The organism is Rhodoluna limnophila (assembly GCF_005845365.1).
GTDB lineage: Bacteria > Actinomycetota > Actinomycetes > Actinomycetales > Microbacteriaceae > Rhodoluna > Rhodoluna limnophila.
The window spans coordinates 1,049,645-1,063,747 of sequence record NZ_CP040509.1; the positions used below are offsets into that span (position 1 = coordinate 1,049,645).

Below are 14,103 nucleotides of genomic sequence, written 5' to 3' on the forward strand. Positions count from 1 at the left end.
TGGCATGTTTACGAACAATTTCACATTTGTTTACCTGCCCCTGCCAACCTCGAATCGCTGGCTTCAAAACCAAGAGGCCAACGATTGATTTTTAGGAGATAGTGCGATGCGCGAAGTATTCCAAATGGAACTTCAAGAAGTTCAAACCAGACTGGTTGACATTGCCGAAACAGTGACCAACGTCATTGAAGACGCCACCAAGGCTTTCAACGAGTCAGATGCTCGCCTGGCTGAGCGCGCGATTGCGTTAGCTGAGTCAAATGAAAATAAGGCACTTGACCTTGATGAGCTAGTTATCAAGATTCTGGCCCGTCAGTCACCGGTTGCCCGCGACCTTCGAATCTTGGTATCGGCGCTTCGAATCTCAGCCTCGCTCGAGCGAATGGGCGCGCTTGCCGGCCACATCGCCGCAATTGCCAAGTTCCGCTACCCGGGCTCAGCGGTTCCTGCTCCGCTAAAAGGAACTTTTGCCGAGATGGGAAAGCTTGACGTTGAACTGGCCCACAAAGTTACCGAATTGCTCCGCAACACCAACGTTGATCAGGCACGTGCCATTCAGGCACAGGACCAGCGCGTTGACGAGTTACACCGCCACGTTTTTGACGTAGTACTGGCAGACGACTGGAAAGAAAACGCGATGTTCACCGTTGACGTGACGCTAGCTAGTCGTTACCACGAGCGCTTTGCAGACCACGTAGTAGACATTTCAAGCAAGGTCTCATACCTAACCACCGGCGAGTGGCACGAAGTCATTGACTAATTAGTCAAATAAAAAAGGCCTCCCCAGCGGGAGGCCTTTTTTATTGGAAACTTTGGTTACTTCTTGTTGCCCTGAGCAGCTACAGCTGCAGCACCTGCGGCCGCTGCCTCTGGGTCAAGGTACTCTCCACCCTTTACAAGTGGCTTGAAGTTTTCATCTAGCTGGTAAACCAATGGAATGCCGGTTGGGATGTTTAGCTCCGCAATGTCCTCGTCTGAAACATCATCGAGGTGCTTTACCAACGCACGAAGCGAGTTGCCGTGAGCAGTTACAAGAACAGTCTTGCCCTCTTTTAGCGATGGCTGAATGTCTGACAACCAGAATGGCAGCATGCGCTCAAGGACGTCTTTCAAGCACTCAGTCTTTGGAACGCGGTCGCCCAAGTCTGCATAGCGCTCGTCATGAGCCTGTGAGTACTGGTCGTTGTCATCAATCGGCGGTGGTGGAACATCAAAGCTGCGGCGCCAGGTTTGGAACATCTCTGGGCCATACTCGGCCAAGGTCTGCGCCTTGTCCTTACCCTGCAGAGCACCGTAGTGGCGCTCGTTCAAACGCCAGTCACGCTGCACGTCAATCCAGCTGCGGTCAGCGGCATTTAGCGCAATGTGAGCGGTGTTGATGGCACGCTTCAGACGTGAGGTGTAAAGCAAATCTGGCTTTAGTCCAGACTCGGCAAGTAGCTCACCGGCACGCTTAGCCTCCTCGCGGCCCTGCTCGCTAAGGTCAACATCCACCCAACCGGTGAAGAGGTTTTTCTGGTTCCAGTCACTGTTGCCGTGACGAAGAAGAATCAATGTGTATTTGGCATTCATGGGTCCAAGTTTAGTGTTTACCGAGCCTCGACTAAGTTTGAATCCGTGGCAACAAAGAAGCCGATAGGCACAATTACCCGGGGAACAACCAACCCAAATCGCCTGCGACGAATTGACCGATTCATCGCAGCCATGCCGCTTCTTCGAGAAACCGCTGCCCCGATTGTCGTGGACTTAGGTTTCGGGGCCAGCCCAATCACTGCGATTGAGCTGCTTGCCCGCCTAACCAAGGTCAACTCAAATGCCCATGTCGTCGGCATCGAAATTGACCGAGAGCGCGTGGAACGCGGTTTGGCAGTTGCCCACAGCCACCTGCACTTTACCCATGGCGGGTTCGAGACACCTTTACCGCCCGAGCTCAGTCAAAAGGCTGATGTGATTCGGGCCTTCAATGTTCTTAGGCAGTATGACGAGTCTGAGGTTCGGGCCGCTTGGCAGTTGATGGCGTCTCGGCTCAGCACTATCGGTCGCCTGGTAGAAGGCACCTGCGATGAGATCGGGAGGCTGGCATCATGGGTGACTTTGGATTCCAACGGCCCGCTGACTTTCACTATTTCCTTGCGCCTGCAAGGCCTTGAATTGCCCAGCAAGGTTGCCGAACGCTTGCCTAAAGCTTTGATTCACCACAACCTTCCGGGTGAAAAAATTCATGACTTCTTACAAGCGCTTGATCGAGCTTGGCTAATAAATGCAGGCCTGAGCGCGTTTAGCCCAGCACAGCGCTGGCTGGCAACCTGCCAAACCCTCGAAACTCAAGGGTGGCAAATACACACCGATAAAAAGCGTCGTCGCCTTGGTGAGCTGACCATCGATTGGTCAGCAGTAGCACCAGAGGGTTACTAAACCTCGGGCAGCTCTGCCCGAGCGGCATCCTCTGCCATTCCACTGGCACAGAGCAAGTCAATCAGCAGCGGCCTAAGCAGCAGGAGAACACTTGCCTCTCGAAGCTGATCGGCAATACCAAAGCGCTTTGGATCAAGCTGGTGAATGATTTCGAGGAACATCTTTTGCGCGTCCTCGAGAGCGTCTGGCCCCTCAAGACCTTTAGCCAATACCGCGGTTGCGGCTGAGATCTGCTCGAATAGGTCGGATAGGTAAGGCCGCGGGACTCCATCTCGAATCAAAAAGTCAACGCGGCGAACAACAACGCGCAAATTTCGAGTCGCTAAATCCATGCCACGCATTAGGCGCATCTGATCTGAGAGTTCGCCGCGATGCTTGCGCAGCAATGGTGAAATTCGAGAAATCGAGACCGCGCTATCGAGGCTCATGCGCCAGTTATCGACCAGTGGCTGCGATCGGCGAACCCTAACCAACGCGGCATCGACGACCTTGACATCGACATTCTTAACCGCCGCGGCGAGCGCGTCCACTGCGTCAAGGAAAACTGCAAAAAGTTTGCCCGCATCCTTAGACGCCATGCCGATTGGGTCTCTCGGAATGAAGGCCGTGAAAACTAATGCGGTGACACCACCCAAAAGACCATCGAGGCTGCGAACAAAGGCGCCCCCGTCGGGATCCGGCATGATTTGAACCAGCATCGCCTGGATTCCAACGGTCAACGAAAAAGCTGCTGTGCCTGAAAGGAACCGAGCCGACACTAGGGCTACAAAAAGCACGATTGCCATTTGCCAGGCGCCCTTACCCAGAGTCAAAACGAAGACCTCGCTAAGGGCAATTCCTACGACCATTCCCAATGCGGTCTCAAAAACTCGTCTTAGTCGGGCATCTCGCGTAAAACCTAAGGCTGCGATGCTTACAGTGACCGCAAAAATCGGATTCTGGTGGCCGAGAACAAAATATGCGAACAGGTAGGCCGTAGTTGCCGCGGCAACTATCTGGGTAATTGGCGGTAGCGATTCGAGTACCCGCTGGACTGCCGTGCGAAGGGTCCAATTGATTTTGGGCGCCCTGATAGTCATTAGTGTTTGCCACCCATTAGCAGGTTGCGCTTAGGCAAATTCGCGGCCTTGCCGGCCGATGCCGGAACAATTACCTCTTGGCTGGCAGAGATTGGCCCGGTTGATGAACGCACGATCAAAGCGGCATCTTCAGGGACAGAGCGGCTCAGGATTGCCAGAGCAATTGGCCCCATTTCATAGTGATTTACCGCGATGGTAATTTTGCCGCGCGCCGATTCTGCATCGCCAATAAAGACTTCATCGCCTGATTCTGGAAGAGCGTGCCCTGACCCATCGAGGTGCAAAAACGCTAGGCGTCGAGGCGGGTGGCCGAGGTTATGCACTTTGGCCACGGTTTCTTGACCCCGATAACAGCCTTTAGAAAGATGGACAGCCGTTGACATCCAGTCATATTCATGCGGCAAAGACTTTTCATCTACCTCAGTCAACTGGCGCGGGCGGTGAGCCGCTACCCGAAGGGCATCAAACGCCATGGTGCCGGCTTGACCGTATTTCGACAAGGTAGCTTCTAGGTCTTGGACCTCAACCAGGCACTCAAACCATGGCCATTTTGCCGGCCAGGTCAGAGCATACCGAACGCCACCGGAGACCACACCCGGCCAAGGGTCCTGCCAAGCCAACGGGATGCCGTTTGAAGTGGCAACCCCATCCACGGGACTAACCATGTGGCCAACCAGTGCGTAATCTTCACTTCTATCTGCAATAACAACCTGCATGCGGAAGACCATTTTGTTCAGCCAGCTCAGCAACGGCTCGCGAGATTCTGCCTCGACAATCAGCCACGAGGTTTGGCCGTCATCGATGAAATGGATTACGTGCTCGATGTGCCCATGTGGGTCCAGCAGCAATGCCTCGGCCGATTGGCCCGGTTCGAGATTCTTCAGGTTTTGGCTTAGCAAGCTGTGCAGCCAAGTCAGCCGATCTGGCCCAGACACAGAAATGACTCCGCGTGGACCAAGGAAGGTTGCCGCTTTACCATCAGCAAGCTCGCGCTGCTCAATCATCGGATTCGAAAAATGAAAAGCAGCTGGAATCAAAATTTAACCTACGCGTTCAAGGCGTGCCGAGGCGTGTGGCTTGAGGTCGGCACCTGGCAAAGCAATCTCCCACACCCAAAGCAAGGCGTTTTCGACTAGGCCGTAAAGACGGGTTGAGTGACGGTAAGTCTTTGAGCCTTCAAATGCGATTCCGCTTGCCGAGGCTAGGTCGACTCGAGCGCCTTTGATTTTTCCGTTGTAGAGCTCGGCAGCGCCGCCTGGGTGAAGCATTGACACCTGGATGTCGAAGCCTCCCTCTTTGTTTCGAAGCTTCTCGAGGTCCTCGTGAGTTTTTAGTGATTTGTCACCGGTTCCGACCATCAAGCCAGGACCGTGATCGGCACTTTCGGACGGGCGTGCCATGCGCCAATAGCCAATTTCGCTGGGCAAAATTGTGCCCGATTCATCGATAAGTTCAGCCGACGATACGTAGGTCATGGCATTGGAGCCATCGTGGGCAAACTCCACGCGCTGCTTGAATTCGTATTCAACCGGGGTCTCGTCAGACTCGTTTAGCTTGTAGCTAATTACGCCGGTACCCTCCCACTTGCCCACCAAAAAGGCAAATGGTGTGAGCTCCAGCGGAAGACCCTCTGGAAGAACGAACAACTACTTTTGCCCCTTGAACAGCTTGTACAGCACAAGTGCAGACACGCCAGCAATGGCAAGTGAGGCCAAAACAAGGAGGCCCGTGAAGAAGATTTCTAGAGCAAGAATCATAATAAAAGTCTAACCCCTGACTGCTAAGTACAGGGTTGCCGCCGCAAGAATCAGATAACTTCCGCCGCCAACGTAAACCAACCTTCGCACGAAGCCTTCAGCTTGAGCCCGGAACAATTGAACCAGCGATACAGTCGCAATCGATCCCGCCAATATGGCCCCAAAGCGCGCCTCAATCTGATTGTTGTCGAGCTGCGGCTGCAGCAGTGAAATCACTGTCAGGCCGGCAACGGCAAGCCAGATGAGCAGAATTTCAGTCCAGTTAGATTTCACAAAACAATCATGCCCTATTCACTTGCAAGTAAAGGTCTAGACTTGGGGTTGGGAAATGGAGAGAGACATGGCTCAAATCTTGGTTTTGTCGGCGTCAGCCGAATCCGAGATTTTGCCTGCCCTTGGGTTTCTAAGTCATCGAGTTCGCCAAATTGCGGCTGAGCCAGCAAACCTAGTTAACGCTCCCGGCCACGACCTAATTTTTCTCGACGCTCGCCGCGACCTTGCCAGCGCAAAGTCTCTCTCAAAAATCTTGCAAACCACCGGGATCAGCGCTCCACTTATTTTGGTAGTTACCGAAGGTGGCCTTGCAGCGGTGACCGCTGAGTGGGCCGCGACCGACATCATTCTTGAGAGCGCCGGCCCAGGCGAAATCGATGCCCGAATTCGACTTGCAATTGGCCGCCAGACCCAGACCGAAAAGGTTGACAAGATCCATGCCTCTGGTGTGGTCATCGATGAGGGCAACTACTCGGCCAAGGTTCACGGTCGACCATTGGACCTTACTTATAAAGAATTTGAATTGCTGCGCTTTTTGGCTCAGCACCCGGGCCGCGTTTTTACCCGTGAACAATTGCTGAGCGAAGTTTGGGGTTACGACTACTTTGGTGGTACCCGAACCGTGGATGTTCACATTCGGCGCCTGCGCGCCAAACTCGGAGATCTTGAGGCGCTCATCGGAACCGTTCGAAATGTTGGTTACCGATTCAATTTGCCTGAAGACTCGGACGCAATGTCTTCAAGCATTCGTTAACTCTCTCTTTACCCAACCGTGGCAGGATAAAGAGTATGTCTTCTGAAGAAACCATGGCCATTGCTGTTCCTGACCTAGGCACCGAACTGCGTGCGGACCGCTTTTTAGACCGCGAGCTGAGCTGGCTGGCATTTAACCAGCGCGTGCTGGAACTTGCCGAAGACCCAAACCTGCACCTGCTTGAGCGGGTTAACTTTCTGGCAATTTTTGCCTCTAACCTCGATGAATTCTTCATGGTTCGAGTTGCCGGCCTAAAGCGAAGAATTGCAACTGGGCTTGCTGTGACCTCTAGCTCAGGGCTTTCTCCTCAGGATGTACTGAGTGAAATTAGCCGCGAGGCACACCTGCTGCAAAGCCGCCACGCAAGCCTATTTATCGACACCATCAAGCCAGCCATGCGCGAAAAGGGCATCCGGATTGTCCGCTGGGCTGCCCTCGATGAGGCTGAAAAATCTTCACTCCACGATTATTTCCAGAACCAGATTTTTCCGGTGCTGACCCCGCTTGCCGTTGACCCAGCCCACCCATTCCCTTACATTTCTGGTCTTTCGCTGAACCTAGCGGTCGTAGTACGCAACCCTGACAACGGCAAGGAGCACTTTGCCCGCGTGAAGGTCCCGCCGCTACTTCCACGCTTTGTGCGCATCCCGGGCAACACCGGTGTCACCGATGCACGATTTGTGCCGCTCGAGGACATCATCGGTGAATTTATGGGTCTGCTTTTTCCGGGTATGGATGTTCTTCAGCAGCACACCTTTAGGGTTACTCGAAATGAAGACCTTGAGGTTGACGAGGACGAGGGCGAGAACCTATTGGTTGCCCTTGAGAAAGAACTTTTGCGCCGCCGCTTTGGCCCACCGGTTCGACTCGAGGTGGCCAACGACATCAACCCTCAGGTTCTCGAGCTACTGATTCGCGAACTTGATATCTCAGATGAAGATGTTTACCACCTACCGTCTCCGCTTGACCTGACCGGTCTTTTTGAGATTGCATCGCTGAAGCGAGCCGACCTGCACTACCCACCTCACCCGGTGATCACCAACCGGTTCTTGCAGCCGGTTGAGGACAAAGATGTAAGTATTTTTGCGGCTATGCGCCAGCGGGATATTTTGGTTCACCACCCATACGAGTCGTTCTCAACCTCGGTCCAAGCTTTCGTCGAGCAGGCAGCAGCCGACCCTAAGGTGCTAGCTATCAAGCAAACCCTTTACCGCACCTCGGGTGACTCACCAATTGTTGACGCGTTGATTGATGCAGCAGAAGCCGGTAAGCAGGTCTTGGCGCTAGTCGAGATCAAGGCCAGATTTGATGAGCAAAACAACATTGCCTGGGCACGCAAACTAGAGCAAGCCGGTGTTCACGTGGTTTATGGAATCGTTGGCCTCAAGACCCACTGCAAGCTTGCACTGGTGATTCGCCAAGAAGGCAACCAGCTCAAGCGCTACTGCCACGTTGGCACCGGAAACTACAACCCAAAAACCGCCCGTTTTTACGAGGACTACGGTCTATTCACCTCGCGGGATTCAGTCGGCGAAGACCTCACCAAGTTGTTCAACCAACTTTCCGGCTATGCACCTGACTCACAGTTCAAGTCGCTTTTGGTTTCTCCGAACGGTGTGCGTCAGGGTCTGCTCGAGCGCATCCAACGTGAGATTGATTTCAAGGCGGCTGGGCACGATGCTCGCATCCGAGTCAAGGTCAACTCTTTGGTGGACGAAGAAATTATCGATGCGCTATACAAAGCCTCGAATGCCGGCGTAAAGGTTGAGGTTCTGGTGCGTGGAATGTGTGCCTTGCGACCAGGCGTACCAGGCCTCAGCGAAAACATCACCGTTAGATCTGTGCTGGGCCGATACCTTGAGCACTCGCGTATTTTTGGTTTCAATGGCGGGGGCGACCCAGCATTGTTCATCGGATCAGCCGACATGATGCACCGAAACCTTGACCGCCGCGTCGAGGCCTTGGTACGAATTTCTCAGCCTGACCACATCAAAGAGCTCAACAGCTTCTTTGATTTGGCGATGGATGACAACTCGGCATCTTGGCACCTTGGCGCCAACGGCAAATGGTCCCGCCACCAGTACACCCTCGAGGGCACTCCACTCACCGATGTTCAGGACCACATCATGGCGGATGTCTATTCAAAGCGAAAGTCGCGCGTCTAGTGACGATTTTTGCAGCAGGCGCCGTTCTTTGGCGTGAGGTAGAGGGCAAACTTTCGGTCGCAGTGATTCACAGGTCACGCCACAATGACTGGAGCTGGCCAAAAGGCAAAGTTGACCCAGGCGAGTCACTGCTTGAAACCGCAGTTCGCGAGATCAAAGAAGAGACCGGCCTTAGCGTGAAACTCGGTCAACATCTAAAAGTTGTTAACTACACCGTTCCATCTGGCGCGCCAAAAGAAGTCCATTATTGGGCAGCAAGGGTAACGGATTCTGCCCTGGCCAAATCAACCTTTGAGCCGTCTGAAGAGGTTGCCAAGGTTGACTGGATGCCACCGAGCGAAGTCATGAGCTTACTGACCTACCAGTTTGACCGAGACGTGCTTGAAGTATTTCTAAAACAGCACGAAGCTGGCCTTTTGCACACCAAACCAATTCTGGTTTTACGCCACGCAAAGGCAACGCTGCGCACCGATTGGTACGGTGGCAAACCTAAGGACGACGGTAGTCGCCCTCTGCTGCCGGCAGGTTCGGAGCAAGCCGAAAAACTAATCCCGGCTCTGGCAGCTTTTGGAATCAAGCGCGTTATCACCAGCCCTTGGCTGCGTTGTGTGAGCACTGTCGCGCCATATGCAAACGCGCGAAACCTGAAAATTATTGAACGTTCTCAGCTGAGCGAATTAGGCAATAAAAAGGGCCCAAAGCGGACTCAAAATGTGGTCCACGACATTATCGAAGATGGCCGACCGAGCATTATTTGCTCACATCGCCCAGCCCTGCCAACCATTTTGAATACTCTTGCAGAGTTTGCCGACGAAAAGTTGTCCAAGCGCATTCTGAACGCTCGCGACCTCAAACCGGCCGAATTTGTTGTAATTCATATGACTAAATTGGTGCCCGGAAAAAAGCGCAAGGTGGTCTCGGTTGAGCGTTACACCGCCCAGCCGCCGGTGGACTCAACCATCGAATCGGCCGTCGCTTAGACTGTCACGATGAAGAAAACCTCATGGGCAGCACTTGCCCTTATTAGTGTTGCCGTTTCATGGGGTGCCGCATTTGTGCTGATGAAAGACGCCATTGCCGATCAGCCTTTTTATGATTTTCTAGCGATCAGATTTACCATCGCGGCGGCAGTCCTGATTGTTTTCAAGCCAAAGGTTTTGCTGGCTTTTGACAAGACCACTGTTAAACACGGAGTGCTGCTCGGTGCCCTCCTTGCCGTTGCCTACTTCACCCAAACCATCGGTCTTGAGCTGGCATCAGCTGCCATCACCGGCTTTATCACCGGGCTTTACGTGGTTTTGGTGCCAATTTTTGGTTGGTTACTTTACCGCTCTAAGGTCAACAAGCGCCTGGTTTGGGGCGTGATTCTTGCCACCGGCGCACTTGCGCTCATCTCAATCAACGGGTTCTCCATCGGTGTTGGCGAACTATGGGTAATGCTGTGTGCCGCCCTATTTGCCGCGCACATTATTGGCCTTAGCAAACTCAGCCCAGGCAAGGACGTGTACGCCTTGACCGTACTTCAGCTTCTAACGGTTGCCGCCATGAGTTGGGTTGGTGCCCTGGCCACAGATGGCTATCAGGCTCCGGTTGACGGTGCCGGCTGGTTTGCCGTGCTGTTCACTGCGATTTTCGCCACCGCGCTGGCCTTCTTGGTTCAAACTTGGGCGCAATCGATTATGGACGCCTCACGCGTTGCAATTCTGCTGACCGGAGAGGTGGCATGGACCGCAATTATCGCGGTTGCAGTAGGTCAAGAAGAGCTTGGGCTCAAGACTCTCATCGGTGGAGCGCTGATGACCGCCGCGATGCTAATTGTTGAATGGCCTTCAAAGAACAAGGATGAGCCGGAGGTTCTGCTCGAACCTCTTGTGCACTAGTCGCTGGATTACCCGAAGCGCCCTGAGATGTAGTCCTCGGTCATTTTCTCGCTAGGGTTACTGAAGATCACCTCGGTCTTGTCGAACTCAATCAACTTGCCCGGTGCCCCAGTGGCCGCGATGTTGAAGAAGGCAGTTTTGTCTGAAATGCGGCTGGCCTGCTGCATGTTGTGAGTCACAATCACAATCGTGTAGCTGTCTTTTAGCTCAAGAACGAGGTCTTCGATGGCCTGCGTAGAAATTGGGTCAAGGGCTGAAGTCGGCTCATCCATCAAGAGAACCTGTGGTTCAACCGCAATTGCGCGGGCGATGCAAAGGCGCTGCTGCTGGCCACCTGATAGTCCGGCACCAGGTCGGTCCAGACGGTCCTTTACTTCGTTCCACAAGTTAGCGCTGCGCAGTGATTTTTCGACAAGTTCTTCGGCAGCTGACTTTGACTGTTTCTCGTTGTTCAATTTAAATCCGGCGAGAACGTTGTCACGAATCGACATGGTTGGGAACGGGTTCGGGCGCTGGAAGACCATGCCTACTTCACGTCGAACCAAAACTGGGTCCACGCCGGCTCCATAGAGGTCCTTACCGTCAATTAGAACTTGACCCTTGGCTGAAGCACCCGGAATTACCTCATGCATGCGGTTTAGAGTCCGGAGCAAAGTTGACTTTCCGCAGCCAGATGGACCGATGAACGCGGTCACACTCTTTGGTTCAATATCAAGATTCACGCCTTCAACAGCAAGAAAGCTGCCGTAGTAGACGTTGAGGTCTTTGATTTCGATTCTCTTGGCCATTTGATTCCCTATCGAGATAGCTTGCGGTTGAAATAAGCGGAAAGCGCCCGGGCCCCAAGGTTTAGGGCAAGCACCAAAACAATCAAAACTAGGGCTCCGGCCCAAGCACGATCAATGTACGCCTGGGCATCGGCACCCTGGCTTGAGTAAGACGAGTAAACAAACACAGGCAGAGTCATCATTCGTTCGTAGAACGGGTTGTAGTTCATGCTCTGGGTAAAACCGGCAACGATTAGCAGGGGCGCTGTTTCACCGATTACGCGCGAGATGGCAATCATGATTCCGGTGATGATTCCGGCAGACGAGCTAGGCAACACGACCTTCATGACGGTTAGCCACTTCGGAACACCTAGTGCGTAGGAAGCCTCGCGAAGTTCGTTAGGGACCAGTTTCAGCATTTCTTCAGCAGACCTGATTACCACTGGAGTCATCAGCAAGCTAAGTGCAACTGCTCCGGCAAAGCCCATTCGTACACCAGGGCCAAACGCGATCGCAAATAGGGCAAACGCAAATAGGCCGGCAACAATCGACGGAATACCAGTCATTACGTCAACGAATACAGTGACAGCACGGGCCAGGCGGCCCCGCCCATATTCAACCAAGTAAATTGCGGTGAGCAAACCGATCGGAACCGAAATGAGCGTTGCCAGCAACGTGATTTCGACCGTACCAATGATGGCGTGCAGCGCACCTCCACCAGCACCCACAACATTGCGCATCGAGAGTGTGAAGAAATCTAGGTCGAAGCGCGCAGCCCCTTGAGAGACCGCGGTAAATAGCAGCGAGATGAGAGGAAGGATGGCGACACCAAAAGCCGCGAAGATGGCAACCGTGGCAAGACGGTTCTTCAGGTGGCGACGCTTTGCAAGGGTCAAGAATCGCATTAGTTTGCTCCTGAGAACTCGCGGCGACGATTAACAATGGCTCTGGCTGACATGTTTACCACCAAGGTGATAGCAAACAGGACTAGGCCAGAAGCAATTAGTAGGTTCACACCCAGGCCGCTTGCCTCTGGAAAGTTCAGGGCAATATTTGCCGCGATGGTATTTGAGTTGGTTGAGGTAAGCAGGGCAAATGAAATAACGGCAGCCGGTGAGAGAACCATTGCCACCGCCATGGTTTCACCGAGTGCTCGACCTAGGCCAAGCATTGCTGCCGAAATCAAACCTGGGCGCCCAAATGGCAAAACGGCCATCCGGATCATCTCCCATTTGGTTGCACCCAAAGCCAGTGCTGCCTCTTCGTGCAGTTTTGGGGTCTGGAGGAATATCTCTCGAGCCATGGCACTCATAATCGGCAAAATCATGATGGCAAGCACAATTGACACCGTAAGAATTGTTCGGCCGGTACCGGACACCTGGCCGGTAAAAATAGGCAAGAATCCTAGATTTTCGTTGAGCCAAACATAGGCCGGCTGAACTGCTGGAGCCAAAACTTGAATACCCCAGAGCCCAAAGACCACCGATGGAATAGCGGCCAAAAGGTCGATTACGTAACCGAGGCTTTGGGCCAGTTTTCTTGGCGCATAGTGAGAGATAAATAGGCCGATGCCGATGGCGAGTGGAGTTGCAATTGCCAAAGCAATTAGAGCGGAGAAAATAGTTCCGAATACGAATGGCACCACGTAGGCCAAGAAGCCATTTTCGGCGTTTGGGAGATCTGCCGGGTTAGCAATCAGTGCAGGCCATGCCTGAACCATCAAAAATATTGCTACCGCAGCCAGCGCTGCAAGGATCACAGAACCTGACCAGATGGTTAGACCGCTGAATATACGGTCTGCCAAACGGATTTTGGTCTTCATCTCACTCCTGTTTACCTGAATCACGAAGCTGAAATCGGTGGAAATTAACCTGTAAAACAAAGGTGCCTGCTTAAGACTACGCCCCAAGCAGGCACCCCCGCACTACTTACTTGATTGCTGAAACTACAGCGGTAACCTTTGCGGTTAGAGCGGCACTCAGTGGTGCTGAGCCAGCTGAGGCTGCAGCGTGTGCCTGGCCCTCGGTGCTAACTAGGTATGAGGCGTAAGCCTTTACCAATGCACCCACGGTTGGGTCTGCGTACTCGTTGCAACCGATTAGGTAGCTAACTAGAACTAGCGGGTAAGCGCCTGCTGCAGTAGTTGCACGGTCAATCTTGATTGCAAGGTCAGTTGCATCGCGGCCCTCAACTGCAGGTGACGCATCAACAATTGCTGCAGCTGACTCGTTGCTTAGCGCTACAAATTCTTCGCCAACCTTTAGCTTGGCGATTGAAAGCGAGCCAGCCTTTGAAGCGTCTGCGTAACCGATGGTGTTGGTTCCGTTAGTTACAGCATCAACAACACCCGAGGTACCCTTGGCACCCTCACCTGACTGGTAAGGGAATACGTCGCTAACTTCGCCATCCCAGATTGACTCTGCGGTCTTGCTTAGGTAGTCAGAGAAGTTTTTGGTGGTACCTGAATCATCTGAACGGTGAACCGCAGTGATGTTAGCTGCCGGCAGGTTTGCCTCTGGGTTGAGAGCAACGATTGCTGCGTCGTTCCACTTGGTGATGTCGCCCTTGAAGATTCCAGCAATTGTTGCTGCATCAAGGTTCAAGTCAGTCACGCCCTCAACGTTGAAGATAACGGCGATAGGAGAAATGTAAACCGGAACCTCGAAAGGAGTGGTTCCAGGAGCACAGGCAGCAAAGGTTAGAGCCAATTCTTCGTCTTTTAGGTAAGAGTCAGAGCCGGCGAAGTTGACTGCACCAGAGATAAATGATTCGCGACCAGCACCTGAACCGGTTGGGTCGTAGTTGATGGTGACTGCGCCGTTGGCAGTCTGGAAAGCCGCAATCCAGGCTTCCTGAGCACTACCCATTGCAGATGAACCAGCACCATTTAGGGTGCCGCTTAGAGAGTCACCGTTGGTTGCGCCTTCATTTGCGGCACAGCCGGTGAGAGCAATAGTTCCAGCGATTGCAAGGCCTGCAATCTTCAGTGCTGATTTCTTGATCATTTAGTGTG

15 protein-coding genes are annotated in these 14,103 nt (G+C 53.2%); 6 read left to right on the top strand and 9 right to left on the bottom strand.

Going from position 1 to position 14,103, the window contains the following annotated elements; all coding sequences use genetic code 11:
• Positions 1 to 106 precede the first annotated feature (106 nt).
• On the top strand, positions 107 to 760 hold the full coding sequence (phoU, locus tag FFA38_RS05180) for a phosphate signaling complex protein PhoU (protein ID WP_138275721.1): 654 nt from the start codon (positions 107 to 109) through the stop codon (positions 758 to 760).
• A gap of 56 nt (positions 761 to 816) precedes the next feature.
• Here the strand turns inward: phoU and FFA38_RS05185 are convergent, their stop codons facing one another.
• Positions 817 to 1,572, bottom strand: coding sequence for a phosphoglyceromutase (locus FFA38_RS05185; RefSeq protein ID WP_138315748.1), 756 nt, complete (start codon positions 1,570 to 1,572; stop codon positions 817 to 819).
• Between the two features lie 45 nt (positions 1,573 to 1,617).
• Between FFA38_RS05185 and FFA38_RS05190 the strand changes: the two genes are divergently transcribed.
• A complete protein-coding gene (locus tag FFA38_RS05190; RefSeq protein WP_138315749.1) occupies positions 1,618 to 2,415 on the top strand; it encodes a class I SAM-dependent methyltransferase in 798 nt (265 codons plus the stop codon).
• Here FFA38_RS05190 and FFA38_RS05195 read toward each other — a convergent pair.
• From FFA38_RS05195 to FFA38_RS05210, 4 genes are all read right to left on the bottom strand, one after another.
• Positions 2,412 to 3,494 carry an FUSC family protein gene (locus FFA38_RS05195; protein WP_138315750.1) on the bottom strand — a complete coding sequence of 361 codons (1,083 nt, stop codon included), beginning with the start codon at positions 3,492 to 3,494 and terminating at the stop codon, positions 2,412 to 2,414. The genes FFA38_RS05190 and FFA38_RS05195 overlap by 4 nt on opposite strands.
• Positions 3,494 to 4,498 carry a CAF17-like 4Fe-4S cluster assembly/insertion protein YgfZ gene (gene ygfZ, locus FFA38_RS05200; protein ID WP_138315751.1) on the bottom strand — a complete coding sequence of 335 codons (1,005 nt, stop codon included), beginning with the start codon at positions 4,496 to 4,498 and terminating at the stop codon, positions 3,494 to 3,496. The genes FFA38_RS05195 and ygfZ overlap by 1 nt, the downstream gene beginning before the upstream one ends.
• A 36-nt stretch (positions 4,499 to 4,534) precedes the next feature.
• Entirely contained in the window at positions 4,535 to 5,140 is a 606-nt protein-coding gene (locus FFA38_RS05205) for a heme-binding beta-barrel domain-containing protein (RefSeq protein WP_138275726.1), read from the bottom strand.
• Between the two features lie 120 nt (positions 5,141 to 5,260).
• Positions 5,261 to 5,524, bottom strand: a complete 264-nt coding sequence (locus FFA38_RS05210) for a hypothetical protein (RefSeq protein ID WP_138275727.1) — start codon at positions 5,522 to 5,524, stop codon at positions 5,261 to 5,263.
• A 67-nt stretch (positions 5,525 to 5,591) separates the two neighbouring features.
• Between FFA38_RS05210 and FFA38_RS05215 the strand changes: the two genes are divergently transcribed.
• The 4 genes from FFA38_RS05215 to FFA38_RS05230 are packed head-to-tail and all read left to right on the top strand — an operon-like array spanning position 5,592 to position 10,323.
• Positions 5,592 to 6,278 (top strand): response regulator transcription factor, encoded by a 687-nt coding sequence (locus tag FFA38_RS05215; RefSeq protein WP_138275728.1) that lies wholly within the window; start codon positions 5,592 to 5,594, stop codon positions 6,276 to 6,278.
• A gap of 35 nt (positions 6,279 to 6,313) precedes the next feature.
• The gene (locus tag FFA38_RS05220) at positions 6,314 to 8,443 is read left to right on the top strand and encodes an RNA degradosome polyphosphate kinase (RefSeq protein WP_138315752.1); all 2,130 of its coding nucleotides are present in this window, start codon (positions 6,314 to 6,316) and stop codon (positions 8,441 to 8,443) included.
• On the top strand, positions 8,443 to 9,423 hold the full coding sequence (locus tag FFA38_RS05225; protein WP_172956012.1) for an NUDIX hydrolase: 981 nt from the start codon (positions 8,443 to 8,445) through the stop codon (positions 9,421 to 9,423). The genes FFA38_RS05220 and FFA38_RS05225 overlap by 1 nt, the downstream gene beginning before the upstream one ends.
• 9 nt (positions 9,424 to 9,432) lie before the next feature.
• Positions 9,433 to 10,323 carry a DMT family transporter gene (locus tag FFA38_RS05230; protein WP_138315754.1) on the top strand — a complete coding sequence of 297 codons (891 nt, stop codon included), beginning with the start codon at positions 9,433 to 9,435 and terminating at the stop codon, positions 10,321 to 10,323.
• Positions 10,324 to 10,331: 8 nt separating this feature from the next.
• On the opposite strand, the gene pstB is transcribed toward FFA38_RS05230, so the two are convergent.
• The 4 genes from pstB to pstS form a co-directional block, all read right to left on the bottom strand.
• Positions 10,332 to 11,111, bottom strand: a complete 780-nt coding sequence (gene pstB, locus FFA38_RS05235; protein WP_138315755.1) for a phosphate ABC transporter ATP-binding protein PstB — start codon at positions 11,109 to 11,111, stop codon at positions 10,332 to 10,334.
• An 8-nt stretch (positions 11,112 to 11,119) separates the two neighbouring features.
• On the bottom strand, positions 11,120 to 11,995 hold the full coding sequence (gene pstA, locus FFA38_RS05240) for a phosphate ABC transporter permease PstA (protein WP_138315756.1): 876 nt from the start codon (positions 11,993 to 11,995) through the stop codon (positions 11,120 to 11,122).
• The gene (gene pstC / locus FFA38_RS05245) at positions 11,995 to 12,912 is read right to left on the bottom strand and encodes a phosphate ABC transporter permease subunit PstC (RefSeq protein WP_138275734.1); all 918 of its coding nucleotides are present in this window, start codon (positions 12,910 to 12,912) and stop codon (positions 11,995 to 11,997) included. Before pstC ends, pstA begins: the two co-directional genes overlap by 1 nt.
• 106 nt (positions 12,913 to 13,018) lie before the next feature.
• The gene (gene pstS / locus FFA38_RS05250) at positions 13,019 to 14,092 is read right to left on the bottom strand and encodes a phosphate ABC transporter substrate-binding protein PstS (protein WP_419247547.1); all 1,074 of its coding nucleotides are present in this window, start codon (positions 14,090 to 14,092) and stop codon (positions 13,019 to 13,021) included.
• Positions 14,093 to 14,103: the final 11 nt, after the last annotated feature.

Bases quoted from the DNA above. Each gene is read 5' to 3' on its own strand.
- phoU (WP_138275721.1), top strand. From the start codon at position 107: ATGCGCGAAGTATTCCAAATGGAACTTCAAGAAGTTCAAACCAGACTG.
- FFA38_RS05185 (WP_138315748.1), bottom strand. From the start codon at position 1,572: ATGAATGCCAAATACACATTGATTCTTCTTCGTCACGGCAACAGTGAC.
- FFA38_RS05195 (WP_138315750.1), bottom strand. From the start codon at position 3,494: ATGACTATCAGGGCGCCCAAAATCAATTGGACCCTTCGCACGGCAGTC.
- ygfZ (WP_138315751.1), bottom strand. From the start codon at position 4,498: ATGATTGAGCAGCGCGAGCTTGCTGATGGTAAAGCGGCAACCTTCCTT.
- FFA38_RS05215 (WP_138275728.1), top strand. From the start codon at position 5,592: ATGGCTCAAATCTTGGTTTTGTCGGCGTCAGCCGAATCCGAGATTTTG.
- FFA38_RS05220 (WP_138315752.1), top strand. From the start codon at position 6,314: ATGTCTTCTGAAGAAACCATGGCCATTGCTGTTCCTGACCTAGGCACC.
- FFA38_RS05230 (WP_138315754.1), top strand. From the start codon at position 9,433: ATGAAGAAAACCTCATGGGCAGCACTTGCCCTTATTAGTGTTGCCGTT.
- pstB (WP_138315755.1), bottom strand. From the start codon at position 11,111: ATGGCCAAGAGAATCGAAATCAAAGACCTCAACGTCTACTACGGCAGC.
- pstA (WP_138315756.1), bottom strand. From the start codon at position 11,995: ATGCGATTCTTGACCCTTGCAAAGCGTCGCCACCTGAAGAACCGTCTT.
- pstC (WP_138275734.1), bottom strand. From the start codon at position 12,912: ATGAAGACCAAAATCCGTTTGGCAGACCGTATATTCAGCGGTCTAACC.